The following is a 15,861-nucleotide window of genomic DNA, read 5'->3' as shown; positions in this document are numbered from 1 at the left end:
CCTTACCGATACTGCCGAAAACGTGTGAATACGAAGCGGCTCATTTTCTGTGACGAGCCGTCCGCCGCCTGCGTTTCGATGGCCTCGCGGCGGCTGGAGGCCGCGAGGGCGGGGATGCCTGCCGCGAGCAGGAGGCTCACAAGGCGGTAGACGTAGGTGAATTCGCCTTGGCAGAGCACGGCAGCGGGCTGCTGTGCGATGATTTTTGCCGCGTTTTCCGCCGCGAGTGCGGCGACGCGCTCTTCATCCCAGTCTGCCCCGATCTCGGGGAACGGCATGTCCGCCACCTCGCCCCAGGTGCGCGCAGCCTCCGCCTGCTCCCGGGACCAGCGCACCGCAGGATGGTTCGTATGATTGATCAGCATCGTTTTGCCCCCCTATACGTTTCTGAGCGCTTTGATATATGCTGCAATGGATTGCTCAAGAGCTGTATTTTCCTGCACGGCATCTTTGACTGCATGATTTGATTGATTTCGCTCATTGCGAATCTTGAAATAGCCATGGAGGAACTCCAATGCCTCTGGTATTGATTTATCGGTATGCATCACATGACTTCCCGCTTCGCCTTGGAGCATCGCGCGGTATTGCTTTGCACGCCTTTCCCAAAGAGCCTTTTTCTCCGCTGCATAGTCATCTTGCCCCGTGTGTTGCGAATCGTATTTTTCAGCAACTTCCGCAGATATGCCAAATAAAGGGAGAAGCTGCGATTCCTTCAACTTTGATAGTCGATTGGGCAAATCTGCATAAGAAAGAGGCTTTTTTTGGTCAATGCTTTCAAAATATGAATGTATGATCTTCTTCAGCAGGGGATGCTTTGCAGAAAGATCTGGAATACGAGGGACTTCATTTTTTTTCAGGTTAAGTGTATGCCGCCTTTCATAGTCTTTTTCATAGTCAGAAAAAAAGGTGATGAGTTTTGGCTGCATTTCTTTCGGTAATTCTTTGATAAATTTTTTTGCCCTATTTTCCAGGATGTAGCGAATCATTTTTTCACAATCGCCGACAGGAAATTTTTTATTGGTCTTTTCTTTTGGGCCATACTTAATGATGAATTGCTGTTGCCAGCTTTGCATGGATGATTTGCCCATTTTGCGGCACTCGCGAATCGTCCATAGGTCTTCCGTGTAGCAAATCCTCTTTTCCACAAGGATTCCCGGGATCCACTCGGAGCACAGGGTCATGGCCTGCTGCAGGAACTTTTTCCTTACGCACCAGGCGATGATGTCAAGGCGGCGGTCTGCTTTCGGCTCATCTGCGTTGATGATGACGGAGCCGTACTCTTTCTCGATGACGCCGATGATCTTGGCGAACATTTCTTCTTCGATCGCGCTGCCCTTGTTGTCGCGGAAGTGGCGGATTTTTTCCGCCAGCTCGCCCATCTCGTGCTCGATCACGCTTGTGCGGCAAATGCGGATGGCATCAGAAAAACGGCGCATGGCGTGGAAAAGCTCCTGAAAGGCCGCCCCGTATTTTTCCGTATCGCCGAAGTACTCCTCCAGCGCCTGCACACTGCCATACTTCTGGAACTCGTCCGCGCCCGCAATCAGGTCGAACATCCGATGGATATCGTCGGCGACCCGGATGCGCCCAGGGTCATTTGGCCGCTCGCGCGGTGGAAGTTCAGAGTAAATAACATGGCCGATCTTGGCACCCATATATTTGGAGAGCTGCATAATGGCGAGCATCATCATGGCGGCATAACGGAATCCGCCTGTCATATCTGCATGGAGTATAATTTCTGCATCTTCGGTGTTCTCGGATGTTTCGCGCACTTTGTCAACAACTTCCTGTACATGCGCTGCAACTTCCGCGATACGGTTCATGGAATCTCGCGTGCTGTCATTTTCGGAATATGGGATGTCCATGAATTTATCTTCCAAGTTCGGATATTTATCCGAAATACGCGTTTTTAGGAAGTCAACAGGCGACATGGAGTCCTTATTTTTGCTGTCCAGAAATTGCTGCCATTTCTGTTTGTCTGATTCCGATTTTATTTCTGCAGGCTGGTTGGCTGTCTCGCTCACTATAAGGATGATGCGGTCAAGTCCATTCGGGCGCAGCATTTCCTGAACCTGGCAGATGCCTGCTTCGTTTGACTGTACACCTGTAAAAAGTGTCCTTCTATCAATGCCGTAGTATTTCGTTTCTTTCATAGAAGGAATGAGGCTTGCGAAAGCAAGCATGACATGATACTGTTTCTTCACTTCACTCATGGTGTTCCCCTTTCTCGAAAAAGACGCGTTTCTTTCTTTTTATGCGGCAAGCCTTGGGCACTTCCCCAATGGACAGGCAGCCGAAAAGGCGGCTTTCTTTGCCCTGCAAAGGACGGAAAGCCGCTTTTTCGACTGCCTGTAACCTGAAACGGCGCCGGTCTCGGCAGCGGCGCTGTCCGAGCCGGCAAACGCGTCTGCAAAAAAGCTGCCGCCAAAGACGCTGCCGTCGTCGCCCTCCACTACATCTTCGGAGCCTGCCTCAAACCGAGGCGCAAACCGCTCCCGCTCCTGCCGCTGCAGCCGTTCTGCCAGGGTCTGCCGTGCGGCTTCATCCATCACTGTCCCTTCCCGTGCCCCACTGAACATGCTGAAAAATTCTGCAACAAAAAACATAAGATTCGCTCCTTTCAAAATGCTGTTCATAACTCGCTTACAAGACGTATTATAGCAGTATGGGGAGCGGGGGGTTGACAAAAAAACTTCGGTCTTGCGATTTTTGCTGAAATTTTTCTTGTGCGGCTTTTTTTGCTCGCGGCGAAAGGCGCGGCGCAGGAATCCGTCGGCTTACGGAGTGGCTTTCGTCGCGTGTTCGGCCTGCAGTCTTTGCCATTGGGTGAGCAGGGTGTTCATGATGTCCTGCCGCAGCCCCTGCGGGGCGAGCACGATGGCGGCGGAGCCGAGGGAGAGGATCTTCCTGCGGATGTCCTCGTAATCGAAGGAGTAGTAATGGACGGTGAGCGCGTAGGCATCGTTTGCCTCGTCGTAAGAGGCTTCCTTGTCATAGGGAGCGAAGAGGCGGAAGGCGCGGTTGACGGCATTGTTTTTCTTTAGGAGCTGCAGGCGGCATTGGCGGCGCCGCTTTGCCAAAAAGGCGAGGAATTTTTCCTCTGTATCCGCCGGGGCGGATTCTTCCAGGCACTGCAAGTCCTCGAGGTTCGAGAAATTCACCTTGACAGCGCGCCCGTTTTCGCCCGGACTGCGCGGATCTTCGGAAATCCAGAAAATCGCGCGGTAACGATTGGCGGCGGCATCGTATTCCAGGCGGCAGGGCGCCGCTGCAGCCTGCTCGTGGCGCTGTCCCTTTCCGTCCATATTGATGTAGGAAACCATGCGTCCGCGTCGCAGGGCAGACCAAAATTCTGCCAGCAGTCCCTGCAGGGAAAGCGCCGCGTCGCCTTTGTCGCATTGCACCGTCCATTTTTCACGGGGAAGGGGAGGAACGTCTGCCAGGCGCTCGTGCAGCTCTTGGCGCAGCGGCTCATCGAGCAGGAAGGCGGCCGCCTCGTCTTCGAGCATGGTCTTGAGCCAGCGAAGCTCGCATGACGTCGCCCGAAAAGGCACGCTCTTTTCGAGGAAGAGTTCGGCTGCCCCGTCGGTTTCCGAAGGAAAGAGGGTCTTGAGCAGGCTGTCCAGACGCTTCTGGCTCGACCAATCGCTGAGATCCATATTTTCCAGGCGCAGGAGGCGGTCGAGCAGCTGTTTCCTCGTCGGGCGCGCGCCTTTTTTGAGTTCGTTGGTTATGCGGCAGAGTTCAAGGAAAAGGCTGGAATGAAGTTCATGAAAAAGCGGGGCATAGGCCATAGTTTTTTAACGCCTCCTCCAAATCGTTTTCCATTTTTTCGGCCAGATGCGCCTTTTCCGTGCCGCAGGCGGCGAGCTTGGGATAGAAGGTGCGGAGCCAGGGAATAAGGCGGTGTGTGTCCGGCGCCTGAAGCGCGGCGCGCAGGATGCCGCCGGATGTTTCCTCCAGGACGGCTTCGGGAAAACGCTGCCGGATCTGCTCTTTGATCTTCGCACATTCATTCTCGTGTCTATAGAAGAAATGCAGCACGAGATCATGGGGCGGGCGCGGCGGGCGCAAGGCGGTTTCCGCAGCTTTGATTTCGGGCTGCTCCTCTGCCTTTGTCATATCTTCGAGAGGAATGACGATGTGGCGCGAGAAGGCCTTTCCCTTCTCTGCGAGCTGCGCCTGCGCCTTCCTTGCAGCGGCTGCCGCTTTTGTCTCTCCGGCATTTTTGGCGGCTGCTTTCGCCTTGGACGCCTTGCGTTTCTTGTGCTGCGGCAGCGTGCCTTCCATGGCGGACATGTATTGGCGGCCTGTATAAAAGTCCGTGATGATTTCGAGCGGGAGAGCCAGACGTTCCTTCCCGCGGTGAACGAAGCGAAGCGGAGCTTCGTTTTCCAGGCAGAAGACAATCCGGTTCAGGATTTCGTCGTCGAGGATGCGTGTGACTGCCGAATTTTTGAACTGGCAGGGAATCGAGGGCTTTTCCGCTCCCGGATACATGGCGCGAAGCGTTTCTTCCAGAAAGTAGCCGGGCACGGAGAGCATTGAAATGCAGCGGTAAAAAACGATGGCATGGTGCAGGCTGTCCACTTGCTCTGCCGTAAGGCCTGCCAGGGGATCGGGCGCAAGCTCGTAGCGGATTGCGCCCCCCGGGCCATTTTTTTGGCGGCGCAGGAGGCCCTGATCTGCCAAGGCGTCGAGCTGGCGCTGGATTGTCCGGTTGCTGACATTTTCAAGAGCCGCCGGCATCGGTTCCTTGCCGTCGAGATACGTATTGCGGATTTTATGCAGGGTGTACGGGGATGCCGCCGCGCCGAGCAGCTGGAGGAGGGTGAGCAGATAGCAGGCGGTTTCCTCCTGCAGCGCGCGGATCTGATAGGTGCGCGCGAGGAAGTTTCCCGCATTCTGGTAGGCGTCGCCTTTGAGGCTGTGGATTTCCGTCCGCCCCTGCCGCGTGGACTGGCGGCGATCTTCGGGCAGGCAGGAGCGGACGCGCTGCCAGTTGTCCTCGTAGGTGCGCGTGCTCTGTCCGAGCTGCTTCGCGATATAGCGCTTGTGGTAGCAGCCGTAGGAGATGTAGTGCAAAAAGGGGCGCAGCGTGTCGTAATCGGTAATGAACTTATTGAAGGTCTTTAATTTCTCGTCCTTTGGTGTTCGCGCCATCGCATCCATCCCCCGTCCGGCAAATATATTTTCACTAATCAAAGTATAATCTTTATAGGCCTTCTTGTCCATACCGGTTGATTTATTTGTCGGCAGGATTTCTTAGAAGAAAGCGCGAATAATTAAAGGACGATTAAGTCGCAGGACGCTTCGCCGACAATGGCGCTGCAAGGTCACAGGTTTTTTGGCAAGCGTTCCGTTCCTTTTCTGCTATCCTGAGGGCAGACCGGACGGCGGCAGCCGTCGGCAGGAAATGTCCGCAAGGCAGCAGGGGGAGCTTTCCTGCGCACGGGGCAGAAGGTGGCGTCTTTCATAAAAAAGGGGGCTTTTTGATGGAATTGAGGGCAATATTGTTCGATACCCGCTCGATTCAGAAGTACATATTTTCGAGTAATCAGCTGAAAACGAACATCGGCGCATCGTATCTGGTAGAGCGCGTTTTTTATGATGTTTTGCTGCCTGCCGTGGAGGAAGTCGTGGGCACGGGCGAGCTTGATGCCGTCACTTGGCGGGAGAAGAAGGAGCCGGATTGGGCTTCGATGCCGCAGAAGGCGCGTGTCGCCTATATCGGCGGCGGCAACGCGCTGATCCTCCTGCGCCCGGATGCAGGCGAGGAGGCCGCGCCGGAAATCGTGCGCCGCTTCTCGCGCCGCCTGCTCGTCGAATGCCCGGGCCTTCAGACGGGCGCGGCGATCGGCAGTCTGGAACTTGCGGCGGACGGCAGATGGTCGGACGACGACGCTAAAAATCGCAGCGGTCTCGTCCTCAAGCTCAAGGAGCAGCAGAATTTCGCTTTTCCGCTGACGAATGTTCCCTACACGGGACTTACGCTTTCCTCGGATGGTACGGGCGAAGCTGCCAATGCCTATGATGCGGGGCTGGGACGCTATCTCTCGCAGGATGCGGCGCAGAAGCTCCGCGTGGCCGTTTCCGGGCGGAAGCCGGCGCCCGCCGAGGAGGCGCTGCGTGAAAAGCTGGCGAGCGTTCTCTCGGAGGAAGAGAAGGAAGGCTTCCTCGCACATGCGGCATTTCCGGCCTCGCTTGACGATATGGGGCAAAAGGAAGCGGAAAGCTATATCGCTGTCGTGCACATCGACGGCAACAACATGGGCCTGCAGTTCAGCGGTCTAAAAACCCTGACCGAATACAAGAATAAATCCCTGGAGATTTACCGCAGCACGATCCGTGCTTTCGCGGAGCTGGTGCTCGATCTTGAGAAGGAAGGCCCCATGGACTTCCTGAGCCAAAAGCGCACCGACGAGGGCAGGTTTTATCTGCCGCTGCGCCCGCTGATCCTGGGCGGCGACGACATGACGTTTGTCTGTGCGGCCAAGACGGCATTCGCCTTCACGGAGTTTATCATGAAGGCGCTGATGGAAAAGGGCTTTGACACCTGCGCCGGTCTGGCCATTCTGCCGACGGCCTATCCCTTCTTCCGGGGCTATGAAATCGCCGAGCAGCTTTGCGACTGTGCCAAGGTGCGCATGAGAAAATTGGCGGACACTGCTAAGGAGCGGCCGGGCAAGTCCGCGGACGCCGCAGATGAATCGCTCACGCCGAGGAAGAGCTGCTGGCTCGATTTCCTGCGGCTGCACGGCGAGCAGGCGCCCACGCTTGAGCAGATTCGCCGCCAGGAATACCGCGGCGCCTTGGGCAGCCTGCAGTTCGGACCCTATCGCATCGACGGGGACGGCAGCGACCATTACTCCTTCCGCAAGCTCAGAGCTCTTGCAGAAGGCCTGCGCAGGAAAATCCCGAACAACAAGCTCAAGGAGCTGCGCAGCGTCCTGCAGCATGACGAGCACGCGGCGAAGAAGTACCTCGAGCAGCTTCGCCACGACGGATACCGCCTGCCGCAGGTCGACGGCTGGGAGGACTATACGGGGCATTTGTGGCAAAAACGTCACGCTGCCATGCGCACTCCGTTCGTCGAAGCCATCGAGCTGTTGGAATTCCTGCCCGCAGGCAAGCGGCAGGCCGAAGATAAGGAGGATGCGTGATGGCAGTATACAAGGTCAGGATCGAGGCGCTCTCGCCTCTGCATCTCAGCTCCGGCAAGGCGGATGTGACGCTCGACGCCGAGGTCGTGCACGATGTGTACGGCATTCCGCTGTTTCCCGCCAAGCGCTTCAAAGGCCTGCTTTACGAAAGCGCGTTGGAGGTCGTGGAGATGGCGGAGCTTTCCGGCAGGCGCTTCCTCGCGCGGGAAACGGTAGAGGAGCTTTTCGGCCATGCGGCTTTGGCGCAGGCGGAAGCGGACGGTGAGCCGCTCAAGCTCATCGTGCATGACCTCCATCCCGAGGGCTACGAAGCGCTGCGAAAGGATATGGCGTATCTCATGAGACGCTACAAGGAGGCGCTGCGCCCCGAGGATATTCTGGGAGAATACACCTCGCTGCGCTTCCAGACGGAAATCGATAAGGCGACCGGCACCGCCCTGGAGAACTCCCTGCACAATATGCAGGTCGTGGAGGCGGATGATCTTGTCTTCACGGGAGAGATCGAGCTTGTCGGCGCGGAGGAAAGGCACAGGGAGGCTCTGGCGCTGGCCTTTGCCAATCTGCGCTCCGCCGGACTGAAGCGCAACCGCGGCTTCGGCAAGATCCGCTGCACGATGCAGGATCAGGAGGAGCTTTTGGCAGCTGCACTCAGAAAGGATGTGGGCTGATTGAAAGAGAAGCAGAAAATCCGGGTGACGGTCGAGGCGCTTTCCCCGCTCATTCTTACGGCGGGAAACCAGGCCGATACGTTTACGGAAACGGGAGATTTCCTCAGCGGCTCCATCCTGCGCGGCGTCCTTGCCGACCGCTATATCCGGGCAAACAAGCTCGGCAGGAGCGCCCATGAGGACGAGGGCTTTCGCCGCCTCTTCACCGGCGGGCTGAAGTTTTCCGCAGCCACGTCCCAAAGGGACGGACGCCGCGCCCTGTGCCTGCCCCTTTCCCTACAGAAGCACAAGGTTTCCGGCGAACTCTCCGACCTTGCTTTTGAAAAACCGGAGATGGGGTTCAAGGGATTCAAGGGCTATGGCATCCTAGAGGACGGCGCCATAGAGCGCGTCGAGGCAGCGAAGAACATCTCGCTGCACATGAGCCGCAATACGGATGACAAGCATCGCACGCGCCGGGGGTATTTTCCGGGCAAGGAGCGTCTCGCGGGCAAGAGCACCGAGGGCGGCATCTACAACTACGAGTCCATTCTGCCGGAGCAGGAGTTTTGCGGCGAGATCAGCGGCGAGCCGCAGGATCTCACGGCGCTTCTCGACGGGCTGCACCTGGCGGGCGCATCTTTTTCCTGCCAGATCGGCAAGTCGCGTTTCACGCAGTACGGGCACTGCCGCATCACGTTTGGCGAGGCTGTGCCGCTCGAAGCGGAAGCCGGCGGCGCAGGATTCGCCGTGCAGGGGGAGAGCCTTTGGCTGCGCCTCGACGCGCCGCTTCTTCCTTTCATGGCCGTCGCAAGAAATGCGCGCGAAACCCTCGAGGAGGAACTGCTCGGCCAGCTCATGGAAGAAGCCGATTCCAAGGACTTCTGCATCGGCAGGATCTTCGCAGCTTCCGACAAGGCGTCGAACTTCGTCGGCGTCTGGAATATGCACCGTCCGGCACAGTTCGCGCTCGCTGCCGGCTCCCTTTTCGAGCTGAAAAAGGAAACGCCCTGGAGCGAGAAGGACAAGGCCGCGCTTGCCGCCATCCTCGCGGATGGCTGCGGCGCGCGTACGGAAGAAGGCTTTGGCAGGCTGCGTCCCTGGACGCTGCAGAACTTCACGCTTCGGAAGGCGGCAGGCAGGGAAGAGGCGCAGCGCAAGGCCGAAAGCCCGAGAGCCAAGACGCTGGTGGCCGCCATCCTGCGCCGCCGCATACAGGAGCGCATCCGCCTCAAGGCATACGAGGATGTGGAAGCGCTGCGCACCGACCTTTCGGGCATGACCCATGCCTTTGCTCGGCTCGAGACGATGCTCGGTGCAAGGGAAAATCTGGGAGAGGCCATCGGCCGCTTCCGCGAGAGATTCCGGAACGAACTCCGCGAAAAAAGCCCGCTTGAAAAACATTTGCGCTCGGTGAAGCTTGACGGGCAGGAGCTCAGGGATTTGCTTGAAGGCAGACCGACCGTGCGGCCGCCTTATGCCTCGCTCGACCTCGGGAAGGATGTCCCGGCGGATCTGGCGGCGGATGTGGACTTCAAGATTCCCGATATCAAGACGGATGGAGAGATCTTTTATGATTACTGGCTTTGGTTCTTCCGCCATGCGCGCAAAAGGGCCGTCCAGCAGAAAAAGGAGGCGGCTGACTGATGACCGAGACAAGCGCTGCAAAAAAGACCTATGCGGATACGGCGTCCGGCAAGGAAAGCAAGCTGAACGCCGCCAGCGTTACGGGTAAGATCCTCATGGAAGGCACGCTCGTGCTCGACTCGCCGCTTCTGATCGGCACGGGGCTGATGAAGGACGGGGCAAGGAATGAAGTCGACACGCAGATTTTGAAGGACAGGCACGAACGCCCCTTCATCCCCGGCACCTCGCTCGCGGGCGTTTTGCGCTCGCTGCTGCCGGAAGATACGGCGGAGCTTCTCTTCGGCAAGATCGTGCGCGGCAAAAAGGCGGATGACAGCTGGCAGAGCGCTGTTGACATCGAGGACGTCAAACTGGAGAACGCCTCCATCGTCCTGCGCGACGGCGTGGGCATCGCCGCCTATGCCGGTACGGCCCTCAAGGGGCGCAAGTACAACTATGAGGCCGTGGAGCGCGGCGCTAAGGGCAGGCTGCGCATGACCGTCACACGGCGCATGAAGCAGGAAGAGAAGGGGGACATCGAGGAAGCCGTGAAAAAGCTCACGGACTGGCTCGCCGGAGGCATCCGCGTCGGCGCGCTGACCTCCAAGGGATTCGGCAAGATTTCCGTATCCGACGTCAAGGCATCCTTCTATGACTTTCATGATTTTGCAGATGTGCGCCGTTGGCTTCTGCGCGAGGCGGCGGAGAAAAGCTACGCGGGGCAGAAGTCTTCGGGGCGCAGGGCGCCCGGGATTTTCTCCGTCGATGCCTCTTTCGCCGTCCGCGGTTCGCTCATCGTGCGCGAAAACAATGTGGATGCGAACGATAAGATCAAGGCGCGGCAAAAGAAGAGCGGTGCAGACTTCCTCCTTCCCGGTACGAGCCTCAAGGGCGTCCTGCGCCATCGTGCCGAGGAGATCCTGGACATCCTCAAGAAGCCTGCAGGAATGCTCGACGGACTTATGGGCTGCAGCCGGGAAAGCGGCGGACAGAAAAGCCGCTTCCTCGTCGATGAGACATATTTCAGGGACGGCGTAAAGGCGGCCGCCCATGCCAGAAACCGGATCGACTGCTTCACTGGCGGCACGGTGGACAGCGTCCTCTTCACCGAGGAACCTGTCTGGCAGAAGGAAAAGGGGACGCCGACCCTTTCGCTTCACTACGAAATCCGAGATTATGCGCCTTGGGAAGCAGGGCTCGCCCTCTACCTTCTGCGCGACCTTTGGCAGGGAAACATCGCCGTTGGCGGGGAAAGCTCCGTCGGCCGCGGCCGTCTCGCAGGCATCTCGGCCACGATCTCCCTCGGCGAGGAAAGCTGCACGCTCGGCGCGGACGGCGAAATCACAGGCGACGGTGCGGCAAAGCTGGAAGCCTGTGCAAAGGCGCTGCGTGATTACGAAGAGAAGGAGGAAGAAGGGGCATGACGAAAAAGGATTTCATGAAACCGTTGGCCATAGAGGAATTTTCCTGCCAACGCGAAGCCGGCATTGTCGCTGCCCGCAGCTCGGAAGACATCCGGACGACGCTTCGGAGCTATATGAAGAAGGACGCCTGCCTCGTGGCCTGGCAGCTGCACCGCATCGTCTGGGGCCGCTGGCAGGAGGGCGGCATCCGCCTCGCCGACGGCAGCGACCTCGATGCCTTGCTGCTTGAGGAAATGCGCGTATTCAACGAGGACGAAGAACTGCGCCTCGTCAAAAAGCGCGGCAAGCTCGTCGGGCGTTATGTCTGCGATGCGCCCGGCAGCGGGCAGGAAGCCGTCGACAGCGCAGCGAAGCTCTGGGGCGAACGCACTGCCGCCGCCGACGGCTGGGCGACGCTCACCGACAGCGGGCGCGGCTTCCGCATGGTCGTGCCCGCAGAGGAAGAGGCCAAGGCCTATGCCCTCGTGACGCGCAGCTATATCGGCTACGACCCGCAGACGCACCAGGCAGGCTACGACGATATTCGCTACAAGGCCATCGTGCCTCTCAAGGAGGGATAAGGCATGGCAGAAGACTGGAGAGAAAAGCTCGGGAAAGCGTTTGAAAGGGAAGTCCCAGAAGAAAAGACGGAAGAGAAAGATTGGGGCAAAGCCTATAACGAGGCGAAAAAAAAGGAGCAGAAAAAAAGCCGCAGCTATCCCGGGAAGCGCCCCGGCGGCGGAGGGGCTTCCACCTATGTGAGAACCACGCAGATGGCGACGGCGCCCTACAATTTCGTTTCCCTGCCCGATGCCATCCTGCCGGCTCCGCTCGATCAGGAGCTTGCCTGGCACAAGATGGAAGAGGGAGAGCGCTGCGAACGCTATAAGAAATACCTTTTGCAGGAAGGCGGCAAGACCGGACGCATCGAACTCGACATCGAAATGCTCACGCCCGGCTTCATCGGCGGCAGCGGCACGAAATTTTTCTCGCCCGCGGGACGGCCGATCCTTCCCGGCAGCACCCTGCGCGGCCTCGTCAAAAACATGCTGCGCATCACCTCCTGCGGCGCGATGCGCCCCGGCACAGAATTCACCGAGCGCCATCTCTACTTCCGCTCCCTCGTGGATAAAGGAAGCGACCTGGCGGATTACTACAAGGTGCGCATGATCGAGACCATCCAGGTAACGGTCACGGAAGGGGAAGGCGAAAACGCCGTGGAAAAGGAAGTGGACAAGCTCGTCTCGAAAGCAAGAGCAGGCTTTCTCATCCGCGTGCAGGGAAAATACTTCATCTGCCCCGCCGAAAAACAGGGAATGCTCATACCGCCGAACGACCCGCAAAATGAAGCCCGGATCGATTGGAACCGAAAGGAGAACAGTGCGGATATCGTCACGGGAAAAGCCCCAAAAGAGAAAAAGGTCTATTACCGCGTACAGAACGCCGACTGGAACAAGGAGAGCCGCATCCCCGTACCGGAAATGGTAATGAAAAGCTATAGAGACGATAAGTCCCGCAACCGCTTCGACCTCCTGAAACCGGCCGGGCCGAAGGAGCTGGCACGGGGACTTACGGGCGGGGAGGCGCAGAAATTCACCAACAGCAAGGACGTCGATTTCGTCGTTCCCTGCTTCTACGTCGCCCAGGATAATGCCGTGCAGCATTTCGGGCATGGCCGCTACTACCGCATCCCCTACGAAAGCCGGATCGGCGACCATGTGCCGACAGGGCTGAAGAAAGACACGATAGATTTCGCCGATGCCATCTTCGGCTGCAAGGCGCTTTGGGCAGGGCGCGTCTCCTTCGAGGACGCGGAGCTCATCGGCGCCCCGACGCCTCTCGCGCCGTCTTATTCCCGTCCGCTGATGTCGCCGAATCCGACCTCCTTCCAGCTCTATCTCGAACAGAAAGGCAATGACCCTGCGCATTGGGACAAGGAAAAAGGCAGGAAGCTGCGCGGCTACAAGCTCTATTGGCACCAGCCGAGCAGCGAAGACGCATGGCGCTTGGGCGGCAGCGGGAATGCCGTGAGCGGGATGCAGGAAATAGAGCCGCTTGCCGCAGGATCGCGCTTCCAGGGAGCGATTCGCTTCAAGAACCTTCGCCCCGAAGAGCTCGGCGCCTTGCTCGAAGTGTTCTCCCTCTCCACGGGCGAAGAAGATATCTGCTTCAAGCTTGGGCAGGGGAAATCCATCGGGCTCGGCTCCGTCCGCATCAAGATGCGGCTCTTCCTTGAGGATACGGAAAAGCAATTTTCGAGCCTCTTCGAAGGCGGCAAATGGCGCGAAGATCTTGTGGAAGCGGACGGAAAGAGCGCCCTTGAAGCCTTCCGCACCTATCGCGACAACTGGCTCGGCAAGGATCGGAACCGCTTCGACAAGCTCATGGCCGAACTGCGCATGATGCTCAACTGGAAGACGACCACGCTTTTGAACTGGAAAGAAAAGACCTCCATGATGCGCATCGGCGACAAGAGCGACAGACGTTTCGTCGACCGCGTCGTCCTGAAGCCCGCGCTCGAATTCGTCAAGGAGAAATATTAAGGAGCCTTGGGATCGCGATATCTTGCAGCAGCAAGGCATCGCGCGATAGGGATCTCGGCTTTTTGTCAAGTATTAAAAAGAGGCTGTGCACGAGTCGAATTCGACTGGCGCACAGCCTCTTTTTTACGCGGATTGGTCAATAGGTCGTATGCGAAAACGTTCCAAGAACGCAAACCGAAGGTGAAGCGCGATTGGCTAACGTTGACCGCTGCTGACCTATCCAAGAAGCAAGCCCGCAGGGCGCAGCGGATTGGTCAATAGGTCGTATGCGAAAACGTTCCAAGAACGCGAACCGAAGGTGAAGCGCGATTGGCTAACGTTGACCGCTGCTGACCTATCCAAGAAGCAAGCCCGCAGGGCGCAGCGGATTGGTCAATAGGTCGTATGCGAAAACGTTCCAAGAACGCGAACCGAAGGTGAAGCGTGATTGGCTAACGTTGACCGCTGCTGACATATCCAAGAAGCAAGCCCACAGGGCGCAGCGGATTGGTCAATAGGTCGTATGCGAAAACGTTCCAAGAACGCAAACCGAAGGTGAAGCGTGATTGGCTAACGTTGACCGCTGCTGACCAAGGTGGCATACTTCGCACGCTCTGTCGTGGGAATCTGCAGCACATCCATCGCTTTTTCCATGGAAATGCCCAATTTCTCCATCATGCTGCGAATAGAAATGACCAAGCCGTTCTCCAAACCTTGCGACAAACCTTCCGATAAACCCTGCGACAAACCTTGTGACAGGCCCTCTTGACGGCCGTCCTCCCTTGCTTCTTTGGCACGGACCTCTAAGGCACGTTCCTGATCCCAAGCAAAATTCAGCATATCGAAGACCGCCTCTTTATGCTTTTGACGAAAGTATTCCTCCAGATAGTCATGAGCCACGCAATAACGCACGGCATCGCCTACAGCCGCCTCGAGGGTGCTGCCGTTCTTGACGCACTCTCGCACCTTGGCGACAAAGACGCTGTAGCTTTTAAGCGCATGGCATTTTTCCAAAATCGGGCGATTCGGCTTATCGTCCATATAGTTGATATTGAGAACTTCGACGACAAGCGGATGGCTCGATTTGCAGAATATGGCATCGGGCTGTTCTTAATAGAACAGCCCGACGACGAAGGCCCAGAGGCCGGAAACGCTCCAGCCGCGGCTGACGCTCTTTTCTGCGAGCATCGGGATGCGGCCGATCTCCTTGTCGTCGTAGTAGAGAATGAGATCGCCGAGATGCTGCCCCTCCTCGACGCCGGCGCTGATGACGCGCGGCACGTCAAAAGCGATGCGGTACTTGTTCTCCGTCTCGCCGTCGAGGAGCGGCAGGCGCAGCGCCTCGGCAGGATAGAGCGAAAGGATGCCTTCCTTGCCGCCCTTAACCCAGACGCGCCGCTCCAAATCCATCCGGCGGTACTCGGGTGCGAACTTCACGCGGCGAAAGCCCATATCGAGAAGCTTTGCGGCATCGGAAAAACGCGTGTTTTCATCCGCTGAATGGAGGACGACAACGATGAGCTCCATGCCGTTGCGTCGGGCAGAGGCCGCGAGGCAGCCGCCTGCCGCATTCGTATATCCCGTCTTGATGCCCGTTGCGCCCTCGTAAGTGAAGAGAAGCTGGTTCGTATTCATCATCGGGGCGTGTTTCTGCGGCGAAGCCCAGACGATCTCGCGCTCCTTCGTGCCGACAAAGGAGCGGAACTTGGGATTCCTCATGCAAAAGGCTGCAATGCGCGCGATGTCGTGTGCCGTGGAAACGTGCTTGGGATCCGGCAGCCCGTGCGGATTTCGGAAATGCGTATGCACAGCGCCAAGCTCCTTCGCCCGCTGGTTCATGCGTTCGGCGAAAGTGTCCGGCGAGCTGGCCAGAGCTTCCGCGACAGCGACAGCCGCACCGTTGTCCGAGCGCAGCATCATCTCGGCAAGAAGCTCCGCCAAAGCGAAACGGTCGCCCGCATGAAGCTCCGTGTCTTCCGTCTCCGCCGCACGAGAGCTGACGCTGACAATGCTGCCCGGCTCGCCCTCCTCCAGAGCGAGGAGGCATGTCATCATCTTCGTCGTACTCGCAGGAAAACGCGGCTCCTCCGCCGCCTTCTCGTAAATCACGCGTCCCGTAGAGGCCTCGATGAGAATCGCCGAAGCCGCCGTAATATCTACAGCCTCCGCCGCCAGCGCCAGGCGCGGCAAGAAAAGCGCCCCGAAGAGCGCGAAGAGAAAAAAGTTTCTATAAAAACGCAAAAAAAGAGCCCCCAGTCATTTGCGAAAATTACACGCACAAACATCCAGGAAGTGGACATTGCAGCTTCGCTTCCATTATAGCAGAAATCCCCGCGTCCACCAAATGGGAACGGGGAATGTGGTTTGAAATGGTTGACTTTTGTGTGGGCAATAACATTTTTACCGTTCAAGTTTCCGTCCCCTTACGGGGAATGTGGTTTGAAATAAGATGGCGTATAAGCCGGGCAACAGTTATCTTGTGCTGGTTTCCGTCCCCTTA

General features: G+C 57.8%; 13 protein-coding genes and 1 CRISPR repeat array (1 of these 14 only partly in view). Of the genes, 6 read left to right on the top strand and 7 right to left on the bottom strand.

The genetic code is table 11. From position 1 onward, the window contains the following. Window positions 1-2 precede the first annotated feature (2 nt). From ACRTGH_RS04290 to ACRTGH_RS04270, 5 genes are all read right to left on the bottom strand, one after another. Window positions 3-365 (bottom strand): CRISPR-associated protein, encoded by a 363-nt coding sequence (locus ACRTGH_RS04290; RefSeq protein ID WP_368847989.1) that lies wholly within the window; start codon window positions 363-365, stop codon window positions 3-5. Between the two features lie 12 nt (window positions 366-377). Beyond that, window positions 378-2,213, bottom strand: coding sequence for a TM1812 family CRISPR-associated protein (locus tag ACRTGH_RS04285; protein WP_368847990.1), 1,836 nt, complete (start codon window positions 2,211-2,213; stop codon window positions 378-380). A 39-nt stretch (window positions 2,214-2,252) separates the two neighbouring features. Next, window positions 2,253-2,606 carry a hypothetical protein gene (locus tag ACRTGH_RS04280; protein ID WP_368847991.1) on the bottom strand — a complete coding sequence of 118 codons (354 nt, stop codon included), beginning with the start codon at window positions 2,604-2,606 and terminating at the stop codon, window positions 2,253-2,255. Window positions 2,607-2,777: 171 nt separating this feature from the next. Next, complete coding sequence (locus ACRTGH_RS04275) at window positions 2,778-3,794, bottom strand: WYL domain-containing protein (protein WP_368847992.1); 1,017 nt, start codon at window positions 3,792-3,794, stop codon at window positions 2,778-2,780. Continuing rightward, window positions 3,769-5,163: a hypothetical protein gene (locus ACRTGH_RS04270; protein WP_368847993.1), complete on the bottom strand. Its 1,395-nt coding sequence runs from the start codon at window positions 5,161-5,163 to the stop codon at window positions 3,769-3,771. The genes ACRTGH_RS04275 and ACRTGH_RS04270 overlap by 26 nt, the downstream gene beginning before the upstream one ends. 332 nt (window positions 5,164-5,495) lie before the next feature. Here ACRTGH_RS04270 and ACRTGH_RS04265 point away from each other — a divergent pair, with 332 nt between their 5' ends. Genes ACRTGH_RS04265 through ACRTGH_RS04240 form a run of 6 tightly spaced genes read left to right on the top strand, consistent with a single transcriptional unit; the run spans window position 5,496 to window position 13,382 of the window. Continuing rightward, window positions 5,496-7,163: a hypothetical protein gene (locus tag ACRTGH_RS04265; RefSeq protein WP_368847994.1), complete on the top strand. Its 1,668-nt coding sequence runs from the start codon at window positions 5,496-5,498 to the stop codon at window positions 7,161-7,163. Continuing rightward, window positions 7,163-7,831 (top strand): RAMP superfamily CRISPR-associated protein, encoded by a 669-nt coding sequence (locus tag ACRTGH_RS04260; RefSeq protein WP_368847995.1) that lies wholly within the window; start codon window positions 7,163-7,165, stop codon window positions 7,829-7,831. The genes ACRTGH_RS04265 and ACRTGH_RS04260 overlap by 1 nt, the downstream gene beginning before the upstream one ends. Further along, window positions 7,832-9,457 (top strand): hypothetical protein, encoded by a 1,626-nt coding sequence (locus ACRTGH_RS04255; RefSeq protein ID WP_368847996.1) that lies wholly within the window; start codon window positions 7,832-7,834, stop codon window positions 9,455-9,457. It begins immediately after the preceding gene. Next, window positions 9,457-10,860: an RAMP superfamily CRISPR-associated protein gene (locus tag ACRTGH_RS04250; RefSeq protein ID WP_368847997.1), complete on the top strand. Its 1,404-nt coding sequence runs from the start codon at window positions 9,457-9,459 to the stop codon at window positions 10,858-10,860. The genes ACRTGH_RS04255 and ACRTGH_RS04250 overlap by 1 nt, the downstream gene beginning before the upstream one ends. Continuing rightward, window positions 10,857-11,420 carry a type III-D CRISPR-associated protein Csx19 gene (gene csx19, locus ACRTGH_RS04245; protein WP_368847998.1) on the top strand — a complete coding sequence of 188 codons (564 nt, stop codon included), beginning with the start codon at window positions 10,857-10,859 and terminating at the stop codon, window positions 11,418-11,420. The genes ACRTGH_RS04250 and csx19 overlap by 4 nt, the downstream gene beginning before the upstream one ends. A gap of 3 nt (window positions 11,421-11,423) precedes the next feature. Then, window positions 11,424-13,382 carry a TIGR03986 family type III CRISPR-associated RAMP protein gene (locus ACRTGH_RS04240; RefSeq protein WP_368847999.1) on the top strand — a complete coding sequence of 653 codons (1,959 nt, stop codon included), beginning with the start codon at window positions 11,424-11,426 and terminating at the stop codon, window positions 13,380-13,382. 549 nt (window positions 13,383-13,931) lie between these two features. On the opposite strand, the gene ACRTGH_RS04235 is transcribed toward ACRTGH_RS04240, so the two are convergent. Together ACRTGH_RS04235 and ACRTGH_RS04230 are read right to left on the bottom strand one after the other, a co-directional pair. After that, the gene (locus ACRTGH_RS04235) at window positions 13,932-14,402 is read right to left on the bottom strand and encodes an RpnC/YadD family protein (protein WP_368846715.1); all 471 of its coding nucleotides are present in this window, start codon (window positions 14,400-14,402) and stop codon (window positions 13,932-13,934) included. A 69-nt stretch (window positions 14,403-14,471) separates the two neighbouring features. After that, window positions 14,472-15,602 (bottom strand): D-alanyl-D-alanine carboxypeptidase family protein, encoded by a 1,131-nt coding sequence (locus ACRTGH_RS04230; protein ID WP_368846716.1) that lies wholly within the window; start codon window positions 15,600-15,602, stop codon window positions 14,472-14,474. Between the two features lie 170 nt (window positions 15,603-15,772). Beyond that, window positions 15,773-15,861: direct repeats of the CRISPR family, unit length 35 nt; unit sequence GTTTCCGTCCCCTTACGGGGAATGTGGTTTGAAAT (it continues 618 nt past the right edge of the window).

It is taken from the genome of Selenomonas oralis, assembly GCF_051603425.1.
Lineage (GTDB): Bacteria > Bacillota > Negativicutes > Selenomonadales > Selenomonadaceae > Selenomonas > Selenomonas sputigena_A.
The sequence above is the reverse complement of the archived record's forward strand: the minus strand, read 5'-3'. Positions and strand labels throughout refer to the sequence as shown.

Excerpts from the sequence above, each read along its gene's own strand:
- ACRTGH_RS04290 (WP_368847989.1), bottom strand. The coding sequence starts at position 365 with ATGCTGATCAATCATACGAACCATCCTGCGGTGCGCTGGTCCCGGGAG.
- ACRTGH_RS04285 (WP_368847990.1), bottom strand. The coding sequence starts at position 2,213 with ATGAGTGAAGTGAAGAAACAGTATCATGTCATGCTTGCTTTCGCAAGC.
- ACRTGH_RS04280 (WP_368847991.1), bottom strand. The coding sequence starts at position 2,606 with ATGTTTTTTGTTGCAGAATTTTTCAGCATGTTCAGTGGGGCACGGGAA.
- ACRTGH_RS04275 (WP_368847992.1), bottom strand. The coding sequence starts at position 3,794 with ATGGCCTATGCCCCGCTTTTTCATGAACTTCATTCCAGCCTTTTCCTT.
- ACRTGH_RS04270 (WP_368847993.1), bottom strand. The coding sequence starts at position 5,163 with ATGGCGCGAACACCAAAGGACGAGAAATTAAAGACCTTCAATAAGTTC.
- ACRTGH_RS04265 (WP_368847994.1), top strand. The coding sequence starts at position 5,496 with ATGGAATTGAGGGCAATATTGTTCGATACCCGCTCGATTCAGAAGTAC.
- ACRTGH_RS04260 (WP_368847995.1), top strand. The coding sequence starts at position 7,163 with ATGGCAGTATACAAGGTCAGGATCGAGGCGCTCTCGCCTCTGCATCTC.
- ACRTGH_RS04250 (WP_368847997.1), top strand. The coding sequence starts at position 9,457 with ATGACCGAGACAAGCGCTGCAAAAAAGACCTATGCGGATACGGCGTCC.
- csx19 (WP_368847998.1), top strand. The coding sequence starts at position 10,857 with ATGACGAAAAAGGATTTCATGAAACCGTTGGCCATAGAGGAATTTTCC.
- ACRTGH_RS04240 (WP_368847999.1), top strand. The coding sequence starts at position 11,424 with ATGGCAGAAGACTGGAGAGAAAAGCTCGGGAAAGCGTTTGAAAGGGAA.
- ACRTGH_RS04235 (WP_368846715.1), bottom strand. The coding sequence starts at position 14,402 with ATGGACGATAAGCCGAATCGCCCGATTTTGGAAAAATGCCATGCGCTT.